The 24818-nt window shown below is 47.2% G+C and carries 27 protein-coding genes; 11 read left to right on the top strand and 16 right to left on the bottom strand.

What is annotated here, in order from left to right; translation table 11 throughout:
- Positions 1-33: 33 nt before the first annotated feature.
- Positions 34-888 (bottom strand): Npun_R2479 family HD domain-containing metalloprotein, encoded by an 855-nt coding sequence (locus QUA57_RS01345; RefSeq protein ID WP_333059034.1) that lies wholly within the window; start codon positions 886-888, stop codon positions 34-36.
- Between the two features lie 218 nt (positions 889-1106).
- Complete coding sequence (locus tag QUA57_RS01340) at positions 1107-1310, bottom strand: hypothetical protein (RefSeq protein ID WP_333034800.1); 204 nt, start codon at positions 1308-1310, stop codon at positions 1107-1109.
- 212 nt (positions 1311-1522) lie between these two features.
- On the opposite strand from QUA57_RS01340, the gene QUA57_RS01335 reads away from it, so the two are divergent.
- From QUA57_RS01335 to QUA57_RS01300, 8 genes are all read left to right on the top strand, one after another.
- The gene (locus tag QUA57_RS01335; RefSeq protein WP_333059035.1) at positions 1523-1666 is read left to right on the top strand and encodes a hypothetical protein; all 144 of its coding nucleotides are present in this window, start codon (positions 1523-1525) and stop codon (positions 1664-1666) included.
- Positions 1667-1765: 99 nt separating this feature from the next.
- Positions 1766-2146 (top strand): 30S ribosomal protein S12, encoded by a 381-nt coding sequence (gene rpsL, locus QUA57_RS01330; protein WP_006632197.1) that lies wholly within the window; start codon positions 1766-1768, stop codon positions 2144-2146.
- 145 nt (positions 2147-2291) lie between these two features.
- Positions 2292-2762, top strand: a complete 471-nt coding sequence (gene rpsG / locus QUA57_RS01325; RefSeq protein ID WP_006632196.1) for a 30S ribosomal protein S7 — start codon at positions 2292-2294, stop codon at positions 2760-2762.
- Positions 2763-3107: 345 nt separating this feature from the next.
- A complete protein-coding gene (fusA, locus tag QUA57_RS01320; RefSeq protein WP_333059036.1) occupies positions 3108-5180 on the top strand; it encodes an elongation factor G in 2073 nt (690 codons plus the stop codon).
- Positions 5181-5281: 101 nt separating this feature from the next.
- Entirely contained in the window at positions 5282-6511 is a 1230-nt protein-coding gene (gene tuf / locus QUA57_RS01315) for an elongation factor Tu (RefSeq protein WP_333034796.1), read from the top strand.
- Positions 6512-6686: 175 nt separating this feature from the next.
- A complete protein-coding gene (gene rpsJ, locus QUA57_RS01310; RefSeq protein WP_006632193.1) occupies positions 6687-7004 on the top strand; it encodes a 30S ribosomal protein S10 in 318 nt (105 codons plus the stop codon).
- Positions 7005-7398: 394 nt separating this feature from the next.
- Positions 7399-8040 carry an LON peptidase substrate-binding domain-containing protein gene (locus tag QUA57_RS01305; RefSeq protein WP_006632192.1) on the top strand — a complete coding sequence of 214 codons (642 nt, stop codon included), beginning with the start codon at positions 7399-7401 and terminating at the stop codon, positions 8038-8040.
- 213 nt (positions 8041-8253) lie between these two features.
- Positions 8254-9192, top strand: coding sequence for a PspA/IM30 family protein (locus tag QUA57_RS01300; RefSeq protein WP_333059038.1), 939 nt, complete (start codon positions 8254-8256; stop codon positions 9190-9192).
- Between the two features lie 36 nt (positions 9193-9228).
- Here QUA57_RS01300 and QUA57_RS01295 read toward each other — a convergent pair whose 3' ends face one another.
- A complete protein-coding gene (locus QUA57_RS01295) occupies positions 9229-9870 on the bottom strand; it encodes a pentapeptide repeat-containing protein (protein WP_333059040.1) in 642 nt (213 codons plus the stop codon).
- Between the two features lie 50 nt (positions 9871-9920).
- Positions 9921-10847: a prephenate dehydratase gene (gene pheA, locus QUA57_RS01290; protein ID WP_333059042.1), complete on the bottom strand. Its 927-nt coding sequence runs from the start codon at positions 10845-10847 to the stop codon at positions 9921-9923.
- Between the two features lie 208 nt (positions 10848-11055).
- Between pheA and QUA57_RS01285 the strand changes: the two genes are divergently transcribed.
- Positions 11056-11634 carry a DUF1997 domain-containing protein gene (locus tag QUA57_RS01285; RefSeq protein ID WP_333059043.1) on the top strand — a complete coding sequence of 193 codons (579 nt, stop codon included), beginning with the start codon at positions 11056-11058 and terminating at the stop codon, positions 11632-11634.
- A gap of 141 nt (positions 11635-11775) precedes the next feature.
- Here QUA57_RS01285 and QUA57_RS01280 read toward each other — a convergent pair whose 3' ends face one another.
- The 6 genes from QUA57_RS01280 to pgl all read right to left on the bottom strand — a co-directional run bounded on the left by QUA57_RS01280 (position 11776) and on the right by pgl (position 16036).
- Positions 11776-12228 (bottom strand): FHA domain-containing protein, encoded by a 453-nt coding sequence (locus QUA57_RS01280; RefSeq protein ID WP_333059044.1) that lies wholly within the window; start codon positions 12226-12228, stop codon positions 11776-11778.
- On the bottom strand, positions 12225-12644 hold the full coding sequence (locus QUA57_RS01275; RefSeq protein ID WP_333059045.1) for a hypothetical protein: 420 nt from the start codon (positions 12642-12644) through the stop codon (positions 12225-12227). The genes QUA57_RS01280 and QUA57_RS01275 overlap by 4 nt, the downstream gene beginning before the upstream one ends.
- A 310-nt stretch (positions 12645-12954) precedes the next feature.
- Positions 12955-13692 (bottom strand): PRC-barrel domain-containing protein, encoded by a 738-nt coding sequence (locus QUA57_RS01270; RefSeq protein ID WP_333059046.1) that lies wholly within the window; start codon positions 13690-13692, stop codon positions 12955-12957.
- Between the two features lie 55 nt (positions 13693-13747).
- Complete coding sequence (locus QUA57_RS01265) at positions 13748-14239, bottom strand: FHA domain-containing protein (RefSeq protein ID WP_333034787.1); 492 nt, start codon at positions 14237-14239, stop codon at positions 13748-13750.
- A gap of 82 nt (positions 14240-14321) precedes the next feature.
- Positions 14322-15110, bottom strand: a complete 789-nt coding sequence (locus QUA57_RS01260; RefSeq protein ID WP_333034786.1) for an FHA domain-containing protein — start codon at positions 15108-15110, stop codon at positions 14322-14324.
- A gap of 206 nt (positions 15111-15316) precedes the next feature.
- Positions 15317-16036, bottom strand: coding sequence for a 6-phosphogluconolactonase (gene pgl / locus QUA57_RS01255; protein WP_333059047.1), 720 nt, complete (start codon positions 16034-16036; stop codon positions 15317-15319).
- Positions 16037-16499: 463 nt separating this feature from the next.
- Between pgl and QUA57_RS01250 the strand changes: the two genes are divergently transcribed.
- Positions 16500-17867: a hypothetical protein gene (locus QUA57_RS01250; protein WP_333059048.1), complete on the top strand. Its 1368-nt coding sequence runs from the start codon at positions 16500-16502 to the stop codon at positions 17865-17867.
- A gap of 177 nt (positions 17868-18044) precedes the next feature.
- Here QUA57_RS01250 and QUA57_RS01245 read toward each other — a convergent pair whose 3' ends face one another.
- The 5 genes from QUA57_RS01245 to QUA57_RS01225 all read right to left on the bottom strand — a co-directional run bounded on the left by QUA57_RS01245 (position 18045) and on the right by QUA57_RS01225 (position 21874).
- A complete protein-coding gene (locus tag QUA57_RS01245; RefSeq protein ID WP_333059050.1) occupies positions 18045-19211 on the bottom strand; it encodes an LptF/LptG family permease in 1167 nt (388 codons plus the stop codon).
- An 81-nt stretch (positions 19212-19292) separates the two neighbouring features.
- Positions 19293-20021: an LPS export ABC transporter ATP-binding protein gene (gene lptB, locus QUA57_RS01240; RefSeq protein ID WP_333034782.1), complete on the bottom strand. Its 729-nt coding sequence runs from the start codon at positions 20019-20021 to the stop codon at positions 19293-19295.
- Between the two features lie 173 nt (positions 20022-20194).
- A complete protein-coding gene (locus QUA57_RS01235) occupies positions 20195-20665 on the bottom strand; it encodes an LptA/OstA family protein (RefSeq protein ID WP_333034780.1) in 471 nt (156 codons plus the stop codon).
- A gap of 291 nt (positions 20666-20956) precedes the next feature.
- Positions 20957-21364, bottom strand: a complete 408-nt coding sequence (locus QUA57_RS01230) for a DUF309 domain-containing protein (protein ID WP_333059051.1) — start codon at positions 21362-21364, stop codon at positions 20957-20959.
- Positions 21365-21511: 147 nt separating this feature from the next.
- Positions 21512-21874, bottom strand: a complete 363-nt coding sequence (locus QUA57_RS01225; protein ID WP_172186333.1) for a ferredoxin-thioredoxin reductase catalytic domain-containing protein — start codon at positions 21872-21874, stop codon at positions 21512-21514.
- A gap of 311 nt (positions 21875-22185) precedes the next feature.
- On the opposite strand from QUA57_RS01225, the gene cas6 reads away from it, so the two are divergent.
- Positions 22186-23310: a CRISPR-associated endoribonuclease Cas6 gene (gene cas6 / locus QUA57_RS01220; protein WP_333059052.1), complete on the top strand. Its 1125-nt coding sequence runs from the start codon at positions 22186-22188 to the stop codon at positions 23308-23310.
- A gap of 63 nt (positions 23311-23373) precedes the next feature.
- Here the strand turns inward: cas6 and QUA57_RS01215 are convergent, their stop codons facing one another.
- Complete coding sequence (locus tag QUA57_RS01215) at positions 23374-24810, bottom strand: DUF2079 domain-containing protein (protein WP_333059053.1); 1437 nt, start codon at positions 24808-24810, stop codon at positions 23374-23376.
- Positions 24811-24818: the final 8 nt, after the last annotated feature.

The raw sequence follows: 24818 nt of genomic DNA, 5'->3' as shown, positions 1-24818 counted from the left end.
GCTAACTGTTGACGGGTGAATTCACTTTTGGAATCAAGCAACCTCAGAAGAATCGCAACGTTGGTGTTCCATCCGAAATATGTTAGCGTACAAACTAGCAACAATCTGTTTGCCTTCCTGCGTCAACTGCAAGTAACCGAGAGATTCACTGATGTGAGGATAAATGCCGCTCCAGTAAAACTTAGAGTAGCTTTGGAGCAGGTCGCCCGGATGTCGATAGCCCAAAACTTTAGTAGCACCGCTTTCTTCCAACTCGTAAAACAGCGCGCCAATTTTCTGCAAATATTGCGGGTTGCTGAGCTGACCTATCAAGTCAGCACCGCGCACTAAACTAGAATAATTACCTGCATCCTCGTCAGTATTGCCGTCAAGCACCGAGAAACGAGTCTGTTCTATGTTCTGCTTAATTATCTCAGCATTAATTAGCTTGTGGTTGCCGAAGCGCTCGTCAATGAACAATTTAGCTCTGTCAACTCGGTAAGGAGCTAAGCTAGCCGCTGTTGCACCGGGAGCAAGTGCAATTCTCATGCCATCTTTTCCAGTAGCATACAATCCTTCTGATTCTTGGTCTTGCCGGCAAACTCCTTTGACATATCCGATGTCTTGGCACAGCAAAGAAATGATGAAGTGCAGCCAATCTTCGCAGGAAACTCCGCCCTTGCGAATGTGTTTTCCCCGCAAGATTTCTTGACCGACTAAGCTAATGCAAATGGCGTGTTCTACATTGTGATAAAGAGCGTCGCTGTTGGCGATGTTTTCTAACGCCATTGCCCCCACCCAGGCAATAATGTCAGCATAGTCTGATTTGTAGCCTCCGTAAGTGCGGCTGTAGCCGTTCTGAAGTTGTTCGATGAAAGCCTCGATCAGCAGTTCTGTAGAATTAAACATACCCTGTCCTTTTACCTTAATATTTTCTTTTAAGAGCGGTGCATCTATTTGGGAGTCCTCTAATTTTATGGAGGAGATTTTAGCTCACAACTCATGCACCCCCTGTGCGTTATGCTCTGTGGGTGGCAGGTGGGTGGCAATCTCAAAACTCATTGACGCAGCTAGGCCCGGGGAGTTACCAAGCAATCTCGCGCCCTGAGTCAAAATTCCCAAGTAACTCAGTCCATCACTGACACCCATCCCCGCCGTACTGCATACAGCAGCCTGCTGACAATTTTTCTATCCTCTGAACTTTTTAAACTGTGAGAATTAATTGCGTATTGAATTTGCTGGAACACAGTCCGATCGATCTTACCGGATTTCCAAATATTCAAGTAAAGTTCGGAAATTTTATATTCAGGAATATAAGCTTTGGTTGTCATCTGCAGTCAACTCAATGTATATTTCTTATTGTCCGGCAGTTTTAGATAATTTTATGTGATGTAGATCGGCTATAGACTGTGATGCGATCCCAGGCAGGAGTTAATGCACTTCTCCTCACAATCGTAATTTGATCGAAAAAGCGCGATATTGCGATCGTCATAAATTTTGCTGACGGCTCTGAAAATCATCATAGTTGCGCCTAAATTATAAGATGTCACATACCATTCTCCCGTTGCGCTCGCCCCTGGACAACTTGCAGCAAGGAAGGAAGTTTGATCGCGGGTCGCGCAAATTTCTTGCCAAAGAAACTCGCGTCGTGTACAATACAGAGTCTGGTATCCTCACTTACCCATAATTATTTTCATTCATCCCGTCCCCCCAGAGGGGAAGGGACTTTCAGTGCGGATACAGCCAAATCACTATATTCAGCAAAAAGCTAGAAATGCCGTAACTCATGCCCACTATTCAGCAACTCATCCGTTCAGCACGGGAACAAACGCAGAAAAAAACCAAATCGCCAGCTCTCAAGAGTTGCCCCCAGCGCCGCGGAGTTTGCACCAGAGTGTACACGACCACCCCGAAAAAACCCAACTCGGCGCTGCGGAAGGTGGCTCGGGTACGGCTGACCTCTGGTTTTGAAGTCACCGCCTACATCCCTGGGATCGGTCACAACTTGCAAGAACACTCGGTAGTAATGATCCGGGGCGGTCGGGTAAAAGATTTGCCCGGAGTTAGATACCACATCATTCGGGGTACATTAGACACCGCTGGGGTGAAAGACCGCAAGCAGGGTCGTTCCAAATACGGGGCCAAGCGTCCTAAAGAGAAAAAATAACACGGAACTCGCCCGATCGTCGGGGTTGGGAAGCAAAAATAAATCCGATCGCGCCGCTCAATTGCACGCTCGATCGTCAAAAATCGAGATGTGAGCCCAAAACCCCAAACTCAATCATTCAAAATCAAAAATCCCAAATAGAACTATGTCTCGCCGCACAGTTATTCAAAAACGTCCAGTTCCACCAGATCCAACCTACAACAGCCGGTTGGTAAGCATGATGGTGAGACGGATCATGCAGCACGGCAAAAAATCCGTTGCCTCCAGCATCGTCTACGACGCCCTCAAAACCATCCAAGAACGCACAGGGGCTGAACCGTTAGACTTGTTTGAAAAAGCAGTCAAAAACGCGACACCTCTGGTAGAAGTCAAAGCCCGCCGGGTAGGTGGCGCCACCTACCAAGTTCCAATGGAAGTGCGTTCCGATCGCGGTACCACCCTCGCCCTCCGCTGGCTGATCAGATTTGCCCGCGCCCGCACTGGCCGCTCGATGGCAGCCAAGCTAGCCAACGAACTGATGGATGCAGCTAACGAAACAGGGAGTGCTATTCGCAAGCGCGAAGAAACTCACCGCATGGCTGAAGCTAACAAGGCTTTTGCTCACTACCGCTACTAACTGCAACACCGGGCATGGAGAAGAGCGCGATCGTGCGGTATAAAAGCATCGGGTGAGAAATTGGAAAGTGTAAGTTTTGAGTGTTGAGATTGCTTCTCTTGGCGCACTTGCGATTCGTGAAGCAAACTCAAAACTCTCAAAATCAAAATTCATGCACTCAAAATTTATGCACTCTCTGAATCCTCCATGTCGCATCCTTAATATTTTTGTAAACAAATCTTGCAAAAAATATTAAAATGTAACAATAAGCTCCAGAGACTTTTGTAAGTCACTGGGGAGTGCAAAATAGGGTTACTGTGTAGTATAATAGTATTATAACAGCAACACAAGATTAAGGAGGTAGCTGTGGCACGTACCGTCCCGCTAGAAAAAACTCGCAACATCGGCATCGCAGCCCACATAGACGCGGGCAAAACAACAACAACTGAAAGAATTCTGTTCTATTCAGGCATGGTTCACAAAATGGGTGAAGTGCACGAGGGAACAGCAGTCACTGACTGGATGGAGCAAGAGCGGGAGCGGGGAATTACGATTACTGCCGCTGCTATCACCACCAGTTGGAAAGATTACAAAATCAACATCATCGACACTCCCGGACACGTAGACTTCACGATCGAAGTCGAACGCTCGATGCGAGTGCTCGACGGAGTGATCGCAGTGTTCTGCTCGGTAGGGGGAGTGCAGCCGCAATCCGAAACAGTTTGGCGACAGGCCGATAGGTACAAAGTACCGAGGATCGTGTTCGTCAACAAAATGGATCGGATGGGGGCAAACTTCTACAAAGTCTACGGCCAAATTCGCGATCGAATGAGAGCGAACGCCGTACCCATCCAAATCCCGATCGGCAGTGAAGAAAACTTCCGGGGAATTGTAGACTTAGTGCACATGAAAGCCTATATCTACAACAACGACACGGGAACCGACATCGAGGAAGTAGAAATCCCCGATGAAGTAAAGGATCTAGCCGTAGAATACCGCACCAAGCTGATCGAGTCGGTAGCAGAAACCAACGACGCCCTCACCGAGAAATACCTCGAAGGCGAAGAGTTAACGGAAGACGAAATCCGCTTGGCCCTGCGTCACGGCACTGTCGAAGGTACGATCGTCCCCATGTTGTGCGGTTCGGCATTCAAAAACAAAGGCGTTCAGTTGTTGTTGGATGCAGTCATCGACTATCTGCCGTCGCCCTTGGAAGTTCCCCCAATTCAAGGACTCCTGCCCAACGGCGACACCGCAGAACGATTTGCAGACGACGGCGCGCCCCTGTCAGCCTTGGCATTCAAAATCATGGCTGACCCCTACGGTCGGCTGACCTTTGTTCGCGTCTACTCCGGTATCCTCAAAAAAGGAACCTACGTCCTGAACTCCACCAAAGACAAAAAAGAGCGGGTTTCTCGCCTAATTGTACTCAAAGCGGACGATCGGATAGAAGTTGAGGAACTGCGGGCAGGAGACTTGGGAGCAGCCTTGGGTTTGAAAGACACCTTCACCGGCGACACCCTCTGCGAAGAAGGAGCGCCAGTGATTCTGGAATCTCTGTTTATTCCAGAGCCAGTCATCTCGGTGGCTGTCGAACCCAAAACCAAACAAGACATGGAGAAGCTATCCAAAGCCCTCCAGTCACTCTCGGAAGAAGACCCCACCTTCCGAGTCAACGTTGACCCAGAAACCAACCAGACAGTCATCGCCGGCATGGGCGAACTGCACCTGGAAATCCTGGTAGACAGGATGCTGCGGGAATTCAAAGTAGAAGCCAACGTGGGTCAGCCACAAGTAGCCTACCGTGAAACCATTCGCAAATCCGTCCGCGCCGAAGGTAAATTTATCCGCCAAAGTGGCGGTAAAGGTCAGTACGGTCACGTTGTGATCGAACTAGAACCCACCGAAGTCGGAAGCGGCTTTGAATTTGTCTCCAAAATTGTTGGTGGCACTGTACCCAAAGAGTACATCGGCCCGGCAGAACAAGGGATGAAAGAAGCCTGCGAATCAGGTATTGTAGCAGGGTATCCCGTGATTGACCTCAAAGCTACTATGGTAGACGGGTCTTTCCACGACGTAGACTCCTCAGAAATGGCATTTAAGATCGCCGGTTCAATGGCGATCAAAGAAGCCGTCATGAAGGCGTCGCCAGTGCTGCTAGAGCCTATGATGAAAGTAGAGGTTGAAGTTCCCGAAGATTACATCGGGAACGTCATCGGAGACCTCAACTCGCGTCGGGGTCAGATCGAAGGTCAAGAGACAGATCAGGGGATAGCCAAAGTTTCTGTAAAAGTTCCACTAGCAGAAATGTTTGGTTACGCCACCGACATCCGCTCGAAAACCCAAGGTCGAGGCATCTTCACAATGGAATTCAGCCATTACGAAGAAGTGCCGCGAAACGTGGCTGAAGCCATTATCGCTAAGAACAAAGGAAACTAATGATTTTAGATTTTAGATTTTGGATTTTGGATTAAATCCAAAGTCTAGAATCTAAAATCTAAAGTCTAAAATCGCTAAAAGAAACAAGGAACAGATCAAGAATGGCACGCGCAAAATTTGAACGGAATAAACCCCACGTAAACATCGGCACGATCGGTCACGTTGACCACGGCAAAACAACTTTGACCGCCGCGATTACGATGACTCTCTCTGCACTAGGTCAAGCAAAGGCTAAGAACTACGCCGACATCGACGCTGCGCCAGAAGAAAAAGCACGGGGTATTACGATTAATACTGCTCACGTGGAATACGAAACCACAGGTCGGCACTATGCCCACGTAGATTGCCCCGGACACGCTGACTATGTGAAAAACATGATCACCGGTGCTGCTCAAATGGACGGCGGCATCCTAGTAGTGTCAGCCGCAGACGGCCCCATGCCTCAAACTCGCGAACACATCCTGCTAGCTAAGCAAGTTGGCGTTCCCAGCTTGGTTGTGTTCTTGAACAAAGAAGACATGGTGGATGATGCTGAACTGTTGGAATTGGTAGAACTGGAAGTTCGCGAACTTTTGAGCTCTTACGATTTTCCGGGCGATGACATCCCCATCGTCACAGGTTCGGGATTGAAAGCACTCGAAGCGATGCTTGCTAATCCCAAGACTGTCAAGGGCGAAAATGAGTGGGTTGACAAAATCTACAAGCTGATGGAAGAAGTAGATGCTTACATCCCCACGCCAGAGCGCGAAATTGACAAGCCTTTCTTGATGGCTGTAGAAGATGTATTCTCGATTACGGGTCGGGGTACTGTTGCTACTGGTCGGATTGAGCGCGGCACAATCAAAGTCGGCGAAACAGTCGAATTGGTGGGTCTTAAGGACACTCGGAGCACTACGGTGACTGGTGTGGAAATGTTCACCAAGCAGTTGGATGAAGGTTTGGCCGGCGACAACGTGGGTCTACTGCTACGGGGGATTTTAAAGGCGGATATTGAACGCGGAATGGTGATTGCCAAGCCGAAAAGCATCATGCCTCACACTCAGTTTGAATCTGAAGTGTACATCCTCAAGAAGGAAGAAGGCGGTCGGCACACGCCCTTTTTCTCTGGATATCGGCCTCAATTCTACGTCCGTACCACTGACGTGACCGGCACGATCGCACAATTCACCGCTGATGACGGTAGTGAAGCAGAAATGGTGATGCCCGGTGACCGGATCAAAATGACTGTTGAGTTGATTCACCCGATCGCCATCGAACAAGGAATGCGCTTCGCTATCCGCGAAGGCGGCCGCACCGTCGGCGCCGGCGTTGTTTCCAAAATCCTTAAGTAGGAATCCGATAACAGCTTAAATAGCAGAAAAGCCACCAAATTTAATCAGGCTTTTCTGCTATTTAGTGATTAGTTATTACTCAGGAGTCTGCTGTTAGCAGTTAGCCCAAAAACAACTGCAAATAGACGACAGACAACAAACAACAAACTGAACCTCGAAAATTCAAGAAACAAAAATGGCAACAATTCAACAGCAAAAAATTCGCATTCGCCTCAAAGCTTTCGATCGCCGAATTCTAGACGCATCCTGCGAAAAGATTGTAGATACAGCAAATCGGACAGCAGCCACAGCAATCGGTCCGATTCCCCTACCGACAAAACGGCGGATTTACTGCTTGCTGCGATCGCCCCACGTAGACAAAGATTCTCGCGAACACTTTGAAACCCGCACGCACCGCCGGATTATCGACATTCACCAGCCATCGGCCAAAACAATTGACGCTTTGATGAAACTGGATTTGCCAGCCGGCGTAGATATCGAAGTCAAACTGTAGATTGAGTTATCGAAAACTCGGAAAGAAGGAACAAAGATTAAATAAATTGTTCCTTCTTTTTGTTGAAATTTTCCTAGTCATTAGTTATTAGTTAATAATCAGCAAAAATTTCTGCTCCGACACGAACTTAAATAATTATTCTTAATTAAGGCGCGATCACTACAAAAATGCTCCTTTAGCAGTCGCTATCATCGCCTTGGGACTCACTTAGTTTACCAAAAAGGTATATTTAACATTTTGACGAAATAACGCCTTTGTCAAGCTGCCAGCACCGGAGATAGCTCGCCGTGGCTCCCGTTGCGAGCGAAAAAGCCCGATCGCTCCTGCCCCGGAATTGCCTTTAATCAGTTAAAGTAAGAAAAATAAGCGCAAGTACCGTCACTTTTGAGCGACAATGGCATCCTCTTCCTCTGTAGCAGTTCGCGAACTCCCCTTATTTCCGTTGCCGGAAGTGGTTCTATTTCCAGGTAGACCGCTACCGCTGCAAATCTTCGAGTTTCGCTATCGAATCATGATGAATACGATTCTGGAGGGCGATAGGCGTTTCGGTGTGCTCATGTGGGACCCCAACCAAAACAAAGTCTCTGCCGTTGGCTGTTGCGCCGAAGTGATTCACTGCCAACGCCTGCCCGACGATCGCATGAAAATTATGACTCTCGGGCAGCAGCGGTTCCGAGTGCTCGACGCCGTTCGGGAAAAACCTTATTTAGTCGGTCTAGTAGAATGGATTGAAGACGAACCGCCGCAAAAAGACCTCAGACCTTTGGGAAAAGATGTCGAACAACTGCTGAGAGATGTAGTTCGCCTCTCCAGCAAATTGATGGATCAGCCGATCGACCTGCCCGAAGACATTCCCAGTTTGCCTACAGAATTGTCCTACTGGGTAGCCAGCTACCTTTACGGCGCAGCGACAGAACAGCAAACTCTTTTAGAATTGCAAGATACTGCTGCGAGATTGGAACGCGAAACCGAAATTTTGACTTCTACTCGCAATCACTTGGCAGCGAGGACTGTACTTAAAGATACGCTCAAGTAGCCAATGGGCGCAGGAAAAAAGTACGATCGGTTTGACTTGCATTGAAGAAAGAATTACACACAAATCATACCATTTTCGATTTTCAATTTTCGATTGGGAATGAGTTATGAACTAAGGGTTTGGAGATGGCCTACAGTTCCATTCTTTTTTGGAACTGGTATCTGTTTAATTCTTAACTTCAAACAGGTTCGGATAGGTTCCTTATAGCAGTAAATGCTTGTGTTAGACAATCACGACAAACCGAAACCATACGATGCAGTTAGAGGCGGTCAACTGCCACCTCCTGTGGGCGGTGTAGTGCTCGGCGGACTAGCAGGAGTTAAACATCGGCTGTCTAGTTCTGTCAACGAACATCGAATTGCCGCCCTGAGAGAAACCTTGAATTACGGCGATGCCGGCTTAAAAATAGTCATCAAGATTTGTCAAAGCGAAACAGGGCCAGTGCAGCGGGCGGCCTGCGATTTGCTTCGACAAAGGCTGAATTCGATCGCCCGCGAAAAATTACAGGCTTTTGTAGCTTCAAGTTCAGATTCAGAAGCAGAGTTAGACAGCACGGAAAAAATATTAAAGCACTCATCCGGTGCAGTCTCAGAAAAAAATTACGATCGGCAAATGTCCGAAGCACAGTTAATATTTGAGACAATTTCGCAGCAGATGCAACCAAATTTGTTGCTATTAGAAGCACTGGTAGCCTCTGTAGCACGCGAAGAATTTACCACTGAATTGATGAATCTTTGGGAACTATTAATCTTAGAAATTCAGGAACCTCTCAAAGAACTGCGTCAGGCTGTTGGCATTGCGATTTCCGCCCAACTGCGGATTCAGTGGCTGTACAATCAAGCTGAATCTCAAGCCAACCAGTGGCAGCAGCGAGCTTTGCTAGCTCTTCAGACACAGGATGAAAATTCAGTCCGCCTCGCCGTGGTTCGCAAGCAGGTTCAATTCGATCAGGCAGCAGAACTAAAAATTGACTTAGACTACCAAACTGTGCGAGTAGAAAATCTCAACCGCAACTTGCTGGCTTTGGAAAGTAAGATTGCTCAAGCTAATTCCAAGAAAGAGATCCTCAAGATGCAGCTTCATTTTGCTAAGGTACAGCAGCAAATTGACTTCACTTTCAGCCAAGTCAATAGTATATTTTTTAGTCCTTAGTTGTCGGATTCTCCGGTTATATATTATTGCGTGATATCAAACTTGTCTGACGCAAAAATGTATTGCCCCACTTAAAATTGCCTCATCTAGCTTAGCTCCCTCAAAATTAGCACCGCATAAAAATGCGCCGCTCAAATTAGCACCGCTCAAATCAGCTTCTCTCAAATCTGCGCCCTCAAGGTTACTTTCACACAAGAAAGCATTTCTCAAGTTGGCTTTTATCAGACTCGCTCCCCGCAGTTTAGCCTCGCTTAGATTGGCTTTTTCGAGGTTGGTATTGTCCAAGCAAGCATCTAGGAGATTCGCTTCCATCAGGTTTGCGGCGTACAAGGATGCTCCGCTCAAATTAACACCAATCATTTTGGTGTCGCTCAAGTTGGCGTTGTCCAAGTTTGCCTCAATCATGTCGGCTCCTGTTAATCGTGCGAAACTTAGATCGGCTCGGCTCAGGTTAGCTCCATTGAGTTTTGTCATCACCAGGCAAGCATTCTTGAGCTTGGCAGCTATTAAGTTTGCCCCCCTTAAGTTTGCCAAAGCAAAATTTATTTCTTTGAGATTCGCGCAGGCTAGATTAATATGAGTTAGGAAAGCTTCTCGCAAAGAAGCCTCTTTCAAGTTTGTTTCATGAAAATTTCTTTCTCCGGCTGCGTATCGTTTGAGAAGTTCATCAGCATTCATCTCACCAGCCTCCTAAGCTTGACTTAAAAAGTATACTACATAAAAGAAAATTATACTACTGACAGTACATTGTAGCAACCAAAGATTTTTAAAGTTTCTGTGTGATTTTTTAATTCTTCGAGTGCAGAGCGAACAAATGCTTGGCAGGCGTTAGCCTCAACGTCCATAAAGAAAATATATTCTCCGAGCGATCTTTTAGTCGGTCTAGATTCAATCCGACTTAAATTAATACCCCGACTGGCAAATACTTGCAAAGGTTTTACCAGTGCTCCCGGCATATTGGCAGGTACGCTAAAAGCTAGTGAGGTATGGGTGCAATTAGACGGTGAAGCATCGAGGATCAACTCAGGAGCAGATTGTGTAATGGATTTAATGGATGAGCGAGCCCCTGATTCTACGTTTCCAATTTCTCCACCACTCCTGCTGAGTACCCAAAAGCGAGTGTAATTATCGGGATAATCATTAATGGGGTGAGCTAACACTGGCAAATTGTAAAGTTCAGCCGCTCTTGGCGAAGAAATCGCTGCTACATTTCTATCTTCCAGATATTGCAATGCTTCCGTGGTTGAATTGGCCGGAATTAATTGAGCTGAGGGAATAAACTGCCCCAACCATACCTGACACTGAGCTAGCGCTTGCGGGTGAGAGTAAACTTTGTGAATCTCGTTAAAATTTTTAGCATTAGACACCAGGGCGTGGGAAATTGGCAAAACTAAGGCGTGTTGAATGCGGAGTTGATCGAGTCGCCACAGTGTATCTAAGGTGACAGTCACGCTGCCTTCGATCGAATTTTCGACGGGTACAACTGAATAGTCAACCTGCCCTACGGCAGATGCCTCTAGCGCTTGGGAAATGGTGGAATAAGGACATAGGGTGCATTCCAAGTTAGTTTCCAAGCTCAACCAATTGACATAAGCTAGAGCCGCTGTTTCTGCATTTGTACCAACAGGGCCGAGATGTGCGATAGAAATTTTCATTTAGAGGAAATTTTAGGTTACAAATGTTTGCTTTACTCTCATCAGCTAGGAAGTATGATGAAAAATTAGCGATGTCGCGAAAGGTTTTATCAGTGATTTATCGGATGACATTGCTGGGTTCGCGACTTAGTGCGCGACTTATGTCACCTTAAAAAAGGTGATACTTTATTAAGATATGCTTAGGAATCCTTTATTTTGATATTTTCTCATGTATATCCGCTTTAATTCTTCCCAATCCGTTGAGATCGCCGTACCAGAGGAACGAGTTCCCATTCAACATTATCTGCGCCAGCCAAGGCGACTGGTGAACGCCCTTGTCGATCAAAGTCGCACAGAACAGCTAAGCGATGACTGTTTCCGCCTAAAAATGCGACCGTTACAATTTATGATGCTGAGCATTCAACCCACAGTAGACATGAGGGTGTGGGCTGAGTCGGATGGCACAATCAATTTGGAGTCCGTCGCCTGCGACATTCGTGGCGTAGGTTATATAAACGATCGCTTTGCTCTCAATCTCAAAGGAAAGCTTTGTGTACACCAAAGCAGCGGGGTAGCATACTTGAAGGGAAAAGCGGATTTGGAAGTGCAAGTAGAATTACCGCCGCCGTTTTGGCTGACGCCCAAACCCATTTTAGAAGCAACGGGGAATGCTTTGCTCAAGAGCGTACTGCTGAGCGTGAAACAGCGGTTGATGTACCAGTTGCTCTTAGATTACCGCCGCTGGGCAAACAGCGAAAGTGAGCTAATATCGATCGCTCTCCCCCCAATCTTATCTTTAGAAGGCTGACATTCTACTACAGAACCTGTTAATTAATGTATAGGGATATTTAGGCACAAATCAGGCCACTTACCACAATATTAGTTAGACGCTCGAATTGGACCTCGGTCGCTTTGTTGGAGCTAGCCAGCAGGGAGAGATAGCTGCTGGTCAGTCAAGATCGATGTGAGTCAGCCCCCCATGTTCATCGTCTTCGATGATTCCCACGCCCCCAGGCCAAGCTGTTGACCTGTCTTTTGAAACTTCGTCGTTTTGCCGGAGTTCGCGCTGTGGTGGCTTGATTATTTTGCCCGGTTGATTCGTGGCGGCCACCCGAATCCTGATTTTTGGCCCGGAATTGCCCAAGCGAATTGTCATCCCGTCCACAACGGACACCTGAGCGATCGGTCTATCATCTACATAAGTGCCGTTAGCACCAAAATTAATAATTTCCCAGCCCTGGGCGTGATTCCACAGCTCTACGTGGTGGCGGGAAACTACAGCGCTGTAAATAATTACATCATTGTCGTTCGATCGACCGATCCGAACCACCGGTTCTGATTCAAAACACCAACTTTGAACTGGGACAGACTGGATAGGATGTAAAAGAGTTAAGGTAATCACTGATGTTTTGACACTCCACCGCCAGACAGAAACGGGGATACTTCCAGAGAGATTTTTTGGGAGAAAACTGCAAAAAATTTGCTTTTTAAAGGCGTCGTCAGTGCGCAACTATTCCCTCTATCTGCCGTAAAAGTCGAACTTTTGGCGGCTTGAGGCATTTCAACCAACTTTTGAGGGTTAGCTTTTGGGGCAGGCACAAATTTTTGCTGTCCTCGGTAACAACCACACACGATGTTATTAATCGGGTGAACTTCCCAGTGATGGACAGTGGTTAAAACCGCTTGATTAATTTGGTCTGTGAGGACGCGATTGTGCCGATGGGTGAGCCGCTCAATTCGATCGGCTAAAGAATCCTTTTCCCGCTGATGAACCCGAGAATTTAACTCAGACCGGTGCGGGTTGCACCGCTGATTCAAGTTCTCGCTCGGGCGACAGTCACTGCTCAACGACTCGCTGTTTATAAAGCAAGAAGTTAACCCATTATTAATCCTGGGGTCTCTAGATAAAATACTTGTTGATTGTATCCAACAGCATAGGTCTTTTTGAGTTGCTAACATTTTCCTTATTGATGCGATACATTTAAAATACAATGCTTTGAGCAGCACTGGAATTTTGAGCGACAACGCATCAATCTCTCATAGCGAAAATACCGATCGACCTTCCTCGCGCGCGCGATACCCAAATGTGATCGGCAATTAGTCCCCCGGCGAGCGGGAAGGCCAAACTTCAGCTCAAATCTAAGTCGGGCGGCTCCGGGTTCGGCTCTGGTCGGACAGATTCTTGCCTTTGCCGCTTCAACTCTGCAACTTTTTCTTGAGCTACATCCCTGACTTCGAGAGCTTTATCTTGGAATTTTTCCGCCAGACTTTGAGCGCCCCGCTTCACACCTGCCACATTTTTGAGAGTTCTGTCGAAATCTTCCTGTAAAAACTCTGCTACCAGACCGACTTTTTTGTGCAGTCCCTCCGCGTACTGCACTGGCTCCGATACAGCAGCTTCAGAGACTATCGCCCGCTTGCTGCCGATAGTCGAAATAGCTGCCACAGGTAACAAGTAAATGTCGTCTAAAACACCGCGCCAGCCGCTCGATTTAAATAGGTAGTGGGTGACTGAACCCGTGCGGACATCAAATAGGTAGTCAACCACTGCACCTGCCTTATTCCCAGCGTCCGTGAGCACCTCAAGGCCGATCGGACAAACAGCTTGTTCCGGCTGATGCAATTCCGGCAGTTCCGGGTTAATGGTGACAAAAACATTTTCCCCCACCGTATCAACTTGCGCCCAAGCGAACCAAGTTTTTTTGCTGCCCAAAAGTCCCGACTTGCAAGTAAAGCCGATCGCGCGCTGGGAGTGAGCATCGAGCCAAACTCGATCTACCCTGCCGACCTCTTCCGCCGTTCTGCGGTCGATCGTGCGTCGGTTGAGCAGTTCGCTGCGCCTAACAATCTGTGGTGATGTACTCATAAATAAACTCCTGAGTGCCGCCTTTGAAAAATGTCGATCGTCCAAAGAAGCCGATTTAATATTCTTCTTCCGAATAATGGCGATTATTATCTGCCTCGGTTAACTCCTCCTCTTCCCTGGAAGTGCCAACTTCTTTTTGGTCGGGAACAGGAATCGTGCTAATGTGCACGCCGCCCGAGGGAGCGTTAATTTCCTTAGCCTCCCTGGGCTTGACGCTAATTTGTCCTAACTGGACTGAGGACTGATTCGGACCTACGTTGATTTGAATTTTCGGCCCTGAGCGAGCCAAGTGAACGATCAGACCGTCCACAATGGGAACCTTAGCGATCGGCTTACCATCGAGGTAAGTGCCGTTGGTACCTAAATTGATCAGTTCCCAAGTTATGCCGCTGCGCCGCAATTCGATGTGGCGACGAGAAACCACAGCGCTAAAAAGAACGACGTGGTTTTCGGTCGAGCGCCCGATCCGGACGACCTGCTCGTCTTCAAAGATCCAACTGCGGACGGGTATAGACTGGAGTGGATGTAGCAAGGTCAGCTTAATCACATTGGCAGCATTGAGTTTTGGTAGAGCGCCTTAATATGCGATTTTAGATTTTAGACTTTCGATCGCCCAATCCAAACTCGCTCTAAGAGATTTGAAATAAAAACGTAACCAGGTCTCCTTTGCCCAGAGAGATGCGGTCTCCCGGTCGCAACCGGTGGCGGTTTCCCTTGGGTAGCGGAGTATTGTTGACGTAAGTGCCGTTGGAACTGCCTACATCTTCTAGGTAGCAAGCATCTCCCTCCACCCGGAGATTTGCGTGTACCCGAGAAACTATCTCAGAATTAGCAAATCCCGAAACATCAATATCCGGCGGTACTAAGTCATTTGGCTTGCCTATGTGAACCACAGACAGACTGTGAGGCAATTCCATCGGCGTATTTGTCTGAACGTGTAGCAGGCGGGCCGACTGCTGTTGCAGTTGAGTTTTAGCTACACCTGCTGGCTGTGGGCCCGGAACCGTAGGAGAGATATTTACTGGTGTTGCCACCGATTCAGTTGTAACAGGAACCGAGGGCGATGGCGGGGGATCGGGAATCGTCGGAATGCTGGCGGGAGTTTTTTCCAAGTTAAGGCCCTTATTCAGGGTAACTAGAGGTTCCGCCATCAGGGGATCGGGTGGGACTAAATCCGGCGCCGGTGACGATACCACTGTCGGGCCTACAGGTGAGGGGGACGGTACTGTCACCTCAACTTCTGGAACTATGGAACCCGGACGCAAGTTAAAGCCACACTGGCCGCAAAATGCTGCATCTGTCTGAACTGCTGCACCGCAGTTCGAGCAACTTGCGGTAACAGGTAAAGGCGTGTAGCAAGCCTCACACTGGCTGGCCCCGTCGGGGTTCTGGTGATTGCAATTGGGACAGACAATCATCGATTTCTCCTTGCTATCGGCCAGATTTTCAAATCAGCCTCATAAAAATACTCGTGTATATGGTCAAATTTTAACTTTAACAGCCACAATTCTTATATTGCTTCGCTAATAGTAGCAACTGAGCTGACGCCGTGACGTTAGCTGTGATGGGCAAGATGGAGTTAGTGATAATGCTGACTGTGTTGGCACGCTTGCGGCTCTGTCGGCTATTTTACTGCTTCGCCAGCCGCCGCATCGAGCAGCCACCAAAGCTCGCCTTCTGGTTGAACGAGTCTGGCTGGATAAGTCATGTCGTCGGCTGCGGGGGCAAAAATTTGAGCAAGGGCGGGTTGTTTGCTGGCTCCTGCGACCATGAAGATGACGCACCGGGCCCGGTTGATTAAGGGGACTGTAAAGGTAATGCGCGGTTGACCGTCTTTGTTGCCGACAGTTACTAGGGCATCGCGGACTTCCAAGGCTTCTGTGCCGGGAAATAGAGAGGCTGTGTGGGCGTCGTCTCCTATGCCCAATAAAATGATGTCGAAGGCAGGAAACTCGCCCTCGGATACTTTGAAGAACTGCTGCAATTCGGTTTGGTGCGCCGCCGCGTCTGCTGCGGGGTCGCCGGCGCCTGTGGGCATGGGGTGGATGTTGCTGGCGGGGATATTCACTCGATCGAGCCACGCGAGGCGCGCCATTTTTTGATTGCTGTCTGGGTGTTCTGGGGGAACGTAGCGTTCGTCGCCCCAGAAAACGTGAATTTTCTCCCAAGGCAGGTCTTGGGCTACGAGCGCTGTGTAGAGCGGTTCCGGTGTGCTTCCGCCCGCTGCGGCGATCGTACAAAGTCCGCGTTCGGCTATGGCTTCGGAGATTTTCGACAGCACAATCTCCAGCGATCGATCTATTAGTTGTTCCCGATTTGCTAATACTTCAACTACTTTTTTCATTAATTTCCTCTCCACTTTCCTTGGGTGTTATTCTCAGCAATTGCCAATTTTACCTTGACATTTTGGTTTGAGGTCGATCTGCTGACAGACCCGGCAGACCGGGCACAGCACCCCATAATATTTTATCATCTTATGCCCCTTGATTTAAGGAAAGCAAGACATATTTCTACCAGTGCTTTATTGATTTTCATCGGTTGCATTGAGCTTTCGCAACTTTCAATCAAAAGTTTGATCGTACTCGGAGCATCTCTGCAGAAAGTAAAAAGCGTTTTTTGGGAGTCCGATCCGTCCCGCACAGCAAAGTCTATAAATATAGCGAGCCGGACGATCGCACACCGACAGTAAAAGCCAAACCGAGATGCTCCCGATCGCACTTATCCCGGCATAGCAAAAATAATCAAGATTGATATGGTAGACTAGGAAAAATAGTTTTAAATCCGCACGATCGGATGGAAGCAAAACTATGTCAATTTTTAAGCGATTTCCTACATCTGTCCGCTATCTAATAGCGCGGTTGCGCCACTGGACGCAACCCGCAGTTTGGGCTCCCTTAGCCGTGCTGTGTGCGGGGGGGTTATTTATCTGGGAGGTCTCGGTAAATCCAGAAAGGTTGAGCATAGATGGCGAAGAAGAACCAGCCTTAAACACTCCAGCTTCGCTATCAGGGCTATCTGCTGAAGATACCGCCATTGCGGCTGAAATCGACAGCTTACCAGTGCTAGTCAATCAGTTTAATGGCTCTACTGCTTCTGAACTAAACTTGTTAAATTCATCAGTAGTAAAAAGCAAAGGTTTATTCGACGAACTTCGAGATCGGGACTTAGAAACTCCTCAGCCATCTTCAGCCCCCAAGCGGGTAGGAAGCAGTGGATTTTTATCCTTGCCAAATTTAGCAGATCCTGCTGTCGAGGGCGGAAACAATAACCCCCAAAATTCCAGCTTGCCAAGTTCAAACGCCACATCAGCGTTGAGTTTATCTGGCAGTGGGAGACTAACTTCCGGGATAAAAACGATCAAGCCTGAGTCTGGGGGTACAGCGACAGCCACTTTATCCCAGGCGTCGAGTGATGCTAATTCAGGTAAACAAAACGAAAATTCTCTGCCTTTGAGTCCGCTGCAAGCAGCTATGAAAAAATACGTCGTTGCTAACACTTCGGCAACGGCGGCTTCGGCTGAGAAAACAGCAGACTCGGCTAAATTGCTCGATCGACCGGCTTCCGATCCGGCCGCAGGAAATGCGACAAATTTACTCCCAACAACCGCTACAGCTCAAAGTGGAGCAAATCCTGTGAATGTTCCCGCAGCACTTCCCCCACTTGTGGCTCCGACAAATACTGTGAGCAAGGAATCTCAAGAATTCTTACAACCGACACCTACAGTCCCTGAATCATTGGCTGGGTTAACTTCCCGAGTACCCAGCCTTCCCGAAATTAATGCAGGGGCTGCAACGGTGGCTTTGCCGAAAAATCCCTACCAAACTAATTTATCTGGCTCCGGCTTCGCACCTGAAGTTCAACCTGTGGTACCTCCAGTAACCATACCTTCGCCAACACCTCTACTTCCAAATGTCGGTCCATCTCCCTTTCCGAATGGGATTGGCGGAAGCAAGATAATTAGCCCTCAATTCTCTCCTAATTCAGCTAATTCTCAATTTCAAACACCTCCACCGAGTCAGCTTAATTTGCCGGAGCCACCTAACTTTGGAGTTGTTCCCCAAAATACAAATCAGGGCGTGCAGCCCATTCAACCTCAAACTTTTGCTACACCCCGCTCCCTGGCTCCGGGACGCTACATTGGCGGTGGCGAAATCAATACTTTTTCTAATCCTTAAATGAAGGAAGTTCGGTCATGAAAACGATATTATCAATTCCCAATACTTAGGCTACGCTGTTCCTGGGCTTCGACTTGGGTTTTCCTCAGCATAGTCGGAGGGAAGGGAGCCGAAGGCAGTCGAATTGCAGTACAAGTTCCGAATTCGCCATTCCCAATGTTAGTGTAGTGGTAAAACTTACCTAGCGGCGGCCCGCACCAACAACAATCCTCCGATTCCCAAGCCAAACATGATCGGCAGCCAAGCCGACAGAATCGGAGTCAAAACAGCTTTCACGCCCATAGAACTGGTGATGAAAGAAAATACGTAGTAAGTAAAAATCACAACTACGCTAATACCAAAACTCGTTCCTCGGCCGGATCGGCGCGGTTGAGTTCCCAAAGCTGCTCCCACTAAACCAAATACCATGCACACGAAAGGAAAAGCATATTTTTCTTGAATTCGCACCTTTAATTTGCGAATTTGCGGTTCGTCGCCACTGTTTTTAAGGATATCCAAACGCTCTAAAGCTTGGGCAATGTTCATTTCCTTAAAATCCCGCGCTCTGGCAGCTAAATCTAAGGGCGTGCGGGGGAGTTGCAATTGCTGGTGTTGAAACCTAACTATATTGCGGTAAGAGCCATCAGGAGCTACTATATAAGCGGTTCCGTTGAAAAAATCCCAGGTATTTTCTGAGGGATTCCAAGTAGCGGATTCTGAAGAAACGATTTGATTGAGGCCTGGGGTGGAGCGATCGATAATTGTTAAACCTTTCATTTGCTGGCCGTCAAATTGTTCTGCATAAAAAAAGCGGGCGAGGATTTCGTCGCCGCCTTTTTCTGGTTTGCGAAATTCTGTGTAGATAATATTTCTATCTTGAAATGTGGGTTTTTCTCGCTTCAGGGCTCTGTCTAAAGTCAGAGTAGCTCTGTAGCTAGCGGCGGGTACAACTAACTCTTGCAAACCAAAGGTGAAGCCGGCAACAATTAAACTCATAACCACTGCAGGCAGTATCAATCGGTAAACGCTAACTCCGCAACTGCGGAGGGCGATGAGTTCGCTGTCGCTTGACATTCGGCTGTAGGCCATTAAGGTTGCTAGCAGCATTGACATGGGGAAAGCCAATACTACGAAGTAGGGAATTTGCAGGAGAAAAATTTCTATGGCTGCGCCGTAGGGGAGGCCGGATTCTGCTACTCTGCGGACTAATTCAAATAAAGCTCCAACTGTGACGGCGACGGATGTAAAGAGTCCGACGCCAAATAAAAAGGGGCCGATTAATTCTTTGGTAATGTACCAGTCCATTACTGAAATTCTCGGCAGCCAGTTGATGGGATTCAAAGAATTGGATATTGCTATTTTCATACTTGGGGATTTTTGCAGTTGGCTCCTCAATCTAACATCTCAAATCTAAAATTATGGCGGATGCGGAATTCCTTCAAAAGACTATCGCACGAAGTTGTCACCTAAGTAATACTGTCGCACTAAAGGGTTGCTGTAGAGTTCTTCTTCAGCCCCGGAGGCTAAAATTTGGCCGTCTCGCATGATGTATGCTCGATCGGTAATTTCGAGGGTTTCTCTGACGTTGTGATCGGTGATGAGGATGCCGATTTTACGATCGCGCAGTTTAGCAATAATGGTTTGAATTTCGTCTACGGCGATTGGATCGACGCCTGCAAACGGTTCGTCTAAAAATAGGAACATGGGCCCGTCTCGCCCTGCAGCTAATGCTCTGGCTAGTTCAGTCCGCCGTCTTTCTCCCCCGGATATTTGAATTCCCAAACTAGATGCTATTTTTTCTAAGCGAAATTCTTGCAATAGGAAATCGACTCGCTCGCGCCATTCCCAGCGCGGCACTTGAGTTTGTTCTAAAACTAACAAAATGTTGTCCCGCACGCTCATGTTTCGGAAAATGCTTGCTTCTTGAGCGAGATAGCCAATTCCCAAATGTGCTCGCTGGTGCATCGCCAATTTAGTGATGTCTAAATCGTTTAGCCAAACGGTGCCTTGATTGGGTTTTTCTAATCCGGTTGCTATGTAAAATGTTGTGGTTTTGCCGGCACCGTTGGGGCCGAGCAATCCTACGATTTCTCCTTGGGCTACCGAAAGGTTGACGCGACTAACTACATTGCGTTTTCCGTAGGATTTGTGAATATTTTCGAGTACAATTTTCATTTTCGCTCCCGGCAACCTCTACAAGCTAAATTTCAGACTGCGGCTTTGTGCGATCGAGTCTCTAATTTAAATTTTACATTTTCAAGTTTGTGAGTTTTATAAAGACGAAATTTCGCATCTATCCCAAGTAGTGTGTTTTGGCTGAGGCGAAATTTCGCTGCTGCGAGCCACTGTTACCGGGGGGCTGTAGTTGGACGTGGGGAGCCCACTGCATTTTGGGCTGCCGCATCTTGTTCGGGGGCAACCAGATAAACAGATTCTACCTGTCCTGGGTTGTCTGGGAGGGCAATAAATCGCCCTTCGTCGATCAGGTATGTTATGGTTTCGCCGCGCAGGCTGTTGCCCTGCTGCAATACGTAAACATCTCCGCTCAGAATGATCCGGCGCTCGCGGCTGAAATATTGAGCTTGAGCCGCAGTTGCTTGTATTTGGCGGGCTGGATAGTTGATTTGGACGTTGCCGCGGGCTGTCACGATGCCGGTTTTGGAGTCGGCTTCTTGAATGTCCGATCGCACACTGAGAGTGCGGGGTGGCCCGGCTTGCGGGTAGGTGGGAGAGGCGATCGCGCCTGCCAGAGTCAGGGGCAAAAGCAGCGATAATCCTTTGAATAGTCTGGAATTGAGTAGTTTAGCGGAGGGCATCATAAGCTTGGAGCCTCAATATTTGTGAAATTGCTGAAGGGGATTATATCCAGTTAGATATTTTATCTTAACGGCCAGAAAGATTCCCGTGAGGTCGATCGATTGAGCCGATAGTCTCAACCAATTATCGTAGCAAGACAACAGCGAATTTAATTGGCTATTTTACTGAGTGGCTGCAACTGTCTTACCCAGAAACCGGCAAGATACTCGTTCCACAGTCAATTAATCTGCTTGGGCAGCCAGCCCGCCTCTGTGTAGAGGCCAAGTATACTGAACCCTAATACAAACATTGATTTAACTTTTTGGTACTTTGATAATTCGCGGCAATTGCAAGCCAGCAATTTCTGTACCTGCGAATAACTGTTGAAATTTAGCTACTTCTTCCGGGCCAGCTTGTTGCAAAGCGCTCAAAAGTTTAGCACTTTGTCCGAGCAAGTCTTCAACAGCAATTCCAGCATAACTAGGCTGATAATAACTGAGCCGATTTATTCCTTCTCCCAGCAAGATTACTGCACCGCGCCAGTTGTGATTTCCTAAGTGATAAAGCGCGACGGCAATTTGTAATATTCCCTGATAAAATCTTTTTTCTGGGTCGCCAGCTTCCATCCACAAAGCCTCTAGTGTGTCGTGACAAGCATAAAAGTCTTGACTATTAAACTGTTCGATACCTTGCCAAAACTCGCTCGGCATTTCCTCTGTCATTCGATTGGAGATTGGGTATTTTCGATGGCGGATGTGTGTTTGAGTAGGCGGCGATCGATTGTTTTTTAATAGCTAAGTCTTAAAAACAGGAAAAATTCCGACTTATTTTCAAAACTACTGCCATTTCACGACCGCCTACTTAACCGATTACATAGTATCTCTCACAGCTTGAATTTGATCCATTCCAATTTCCTGATTAGTTCCAGCGAAATCGTTATCTGGCGTCAAAAATAACATACAGTGACACTCTTTGCGCTCGCGCATGGGAATGCAGGGACAGTTCCAGTAGGCTGCTTTTACTTCGGCTTCTTTATCTTCGTAATGGCGACAAGGGCATAAGGGAGCGCCTAGTTCATCCTTGTGTTTTGCTAGTCCTTCTATCACGACAGCAGTGACGGAAGGTTCAGAACAAAAGTAAGTTCCCGTGCGCTTGGCGTAGGTTTCGGAGAAATTCTTCATCGCCTCCAAAGTTTTTTCGTTGGAGAGTTTAGATTTTTCTGTTGTGTTCATAGTTTAGGATCGGAGTTGAGGATGCTACGAGCTTTTGACAATTGTAGCGCAGAATGTGATTTTAAACACTGGTATATTTCTGTTTAGTTACAAGGAAGAAAACCTTGACAAAGATTGAGTTTTAGGTTGTTGGTTTTTTAGTGGTTTTTGTCTATCCCGGAGGGTGCGGCAAACTTGCGGCAGACCTGGTTTTTGGAGCGGCCAAAAGATTTGGGCGATCGATCGCCCTCAACTATCATCCCCCAAAGGGGATTAAAATCGGATAAGATAGCACGGCGCTCTTTCTGTGACGGCTATAGGCACGGCATCTGATGGCAACTTCCCCGAACCGCACCCACAGCAAAAAATCTCCTCCTTCTGGGCTGATTTGGCCGGCTGACACTGAGTTAGTCGGATTAGTGTTTGAATTGACTCCCCGCACTGCTAGCTATCTGTACGCGCAGTATGCTATAGGTTTGCACGCTTGGTTTTTAGGTCAAGTACAGCAAACTGACGCGGATTTATCGCAACTTTTGCACGATGAACAGTCCGAAAAAGCCTTTACTATTTCGGGATTGGAAGGTGATTTGCTCCCTGGTGGCAAAGAATTTCAGCTTTTGGGCGATCGCATTTATCGCTGGTACGTAACAGGACTTTCAAAGCCCGTAGTGCAGTGGCTGAGTCAGTGGCTGCAAAATTTGCCCAAAGAGATAGATTTGCGAAATGCTCCGCTGCTAATTCGCTCTTGGGATATTGCTTTTGCACCCACAACTTATGAGCAATTATTAACAGCAGAACCCCCATTTTTCCCAACCATCAAACTTAGTTTTGTGACTCCTACAAGCTTTCGTAGCAAAGGCCATCACTTCCCTCTGCCAGTTCCCGAAAATGTTTTTCACAGCTATTTGCGTAACTGGAATAATTTTTCGGGGGTAAAATTTGACCAAACAGAATTTTTGAATTGGATTGATGAAAATGCAATTATTAGCCGCCACAACTTGGAGTCGCAAAAGGTAGCGGCGGGCAAAAAAGGCATGGTAACTGGGTTCACTGGGGCTGTGGAATTTGGGCTAGGGCCATCCGCTCACAATCGTCCTGATTTTGTACAATTATTTTATGCTTTGGGGCGGTTAGCGCCTTACTGCGGCACTGGCCACAAAACAACTTTTGGATTGGGACAAACGCGATCGCAATGGTTGACGGAAGCGCTACCTGAAGTGTCGATACAAAGCGTATTGGCCGCGCGAATAGATGAATTGACACAGAAGTTTATGGCGCACAGAAAGCGTAAAGGGGGAAGTCGCGCTGCTGAAATTGCGGAAACTTGGGCGACGATTTTGGGGCGCCGGGAATTGGGGGAATCTTTGTTTGATATTGCTGCTGATTTGGAAATGCCTTATGAAACTGTGAAAACTTACGTGAAGTTGGCAAGAAGGGCTTTGAAAGTGGAGGATTAGCGGGAATTTGTTGACTGTTGACAGTTGACTGTTGACTAATGACTACTGACTGATGACTGCTGACTAATGACTCTTAGTAAATAGGTATATGTCGTCTCGCTGATATTTTAGTTGAAATTGAGGGTTGTTTTTTAGTTGAGTTATGAGGTTTTCCACAAAAGCTCGATCGCTCATCCAGCCAGGATATCTGAGGTTCAGCAATACATAATCAAATTCTGCGAGATTTGCAGGCGGCGCGTTAGCCTGAGTTAATCTTACTACAGGGCGGTGCGCTAAATGCGGAGCAATCTGAACATTTGTTAAAACACTGCCTTTGGTTTCAACAAGAGAAATTGCCTCTCTGGTAGCTGGTAAAGTGTCGAACCCATTTAAATAAATAGTCCAAAAATAGCCGTATTTCGCTAAAGCTAAGAAAGCAATCAACGACCAAATTACAATGACTCTAGGCAATGGATAATTAGGAATTGGCAATCTATCAAATATTGTCTTTCCCTTTTGCTGATTGCTAGCTGCTAAACTGGAAATTACGGCAACCAACAAAAACGGCAATATCGGCACAGAATATTGATGAACTAAATCCCGTTGAGCGGGGCGATCGGAAAGAATATTCATCGCCAACATCGGCACAGCACTAATTAAAGATGACAGATGGCGCGGGGACAGCCACCAAACTACTGGTAATAGCAATAAGGCTAAATATTCCAAAGTTTCTAAAGAAAATAAACGCCCTAAAACTAGATTGGGTTTCACTATTAAATTAATAGCAATTTCCAAAACTGAGTTGCCCAAATATTGATATCGCCCAATTGCCGCGTGTTCTCTTCCCTGATTAAAATACGGTATAACTGCCTGAGTAACTACTAGGAACCAACCCGCGCCTAGAAAGAGAGCTATGAACCCACAATTACGTTTTTTGTCAAAACACAACAGCCACAAACCCATCGCAGCCACAGTTAAAGATAGGACGGCTTTGCAGCTCAAAACTAATACAATAGCAGCACAAAACCACAAGGTTTGATTGAGCCTCGCGGCTAAGATTGCTGCTAGCAGTGCTGGTAAAGCAATGACTTCTGGGTGGAAGTCGAAGAGATTGACATTAAATACTAATGGATAGAGGAGGTAAGTACAGGCGAGCGCCCAAGATATGCTATTATTTAATCCGGCTTGACGTGCCAAACTCCAACTCGGCCAAGCGCCTAAAGCTATGGCAACAGCTTGCACTAAAAAAAGCCAGTGAACATCTGGATATATTTTGTAAAGTAAAGCTAGGGGATAGAAAATAAAAGCAGCGTGATCCCCCCAAATATTTATTGCCATTAAAGAGGAAAATGGCGTTTGATTTTGGGAGATTAAATAAATTGCTTGGTCGAAAATTGCTAAGTCGAATGCAGTTGACTGAAACAAAGCGTGCCGCGCGCTGCTGGCGGCAAATAAGACTATCGTTGTCACGACAATCATTAAAAATACTGGATGAGATTTTAGGGATTTGAAAGTTAGCATTTTATTGG

This window comes from Microcoleus sp. Pol7_B2, from assembly GCF_036701035.1.
Taxonomy (GTDB): Bacteria; Cyanobacteriota; Cyanobacteriia; order Cyanobacteriales; family Microcoleaceae; genus Microcoleus.
This window is presented reverse-complemented; position numbering and strand designations above follow the sequence as displayed.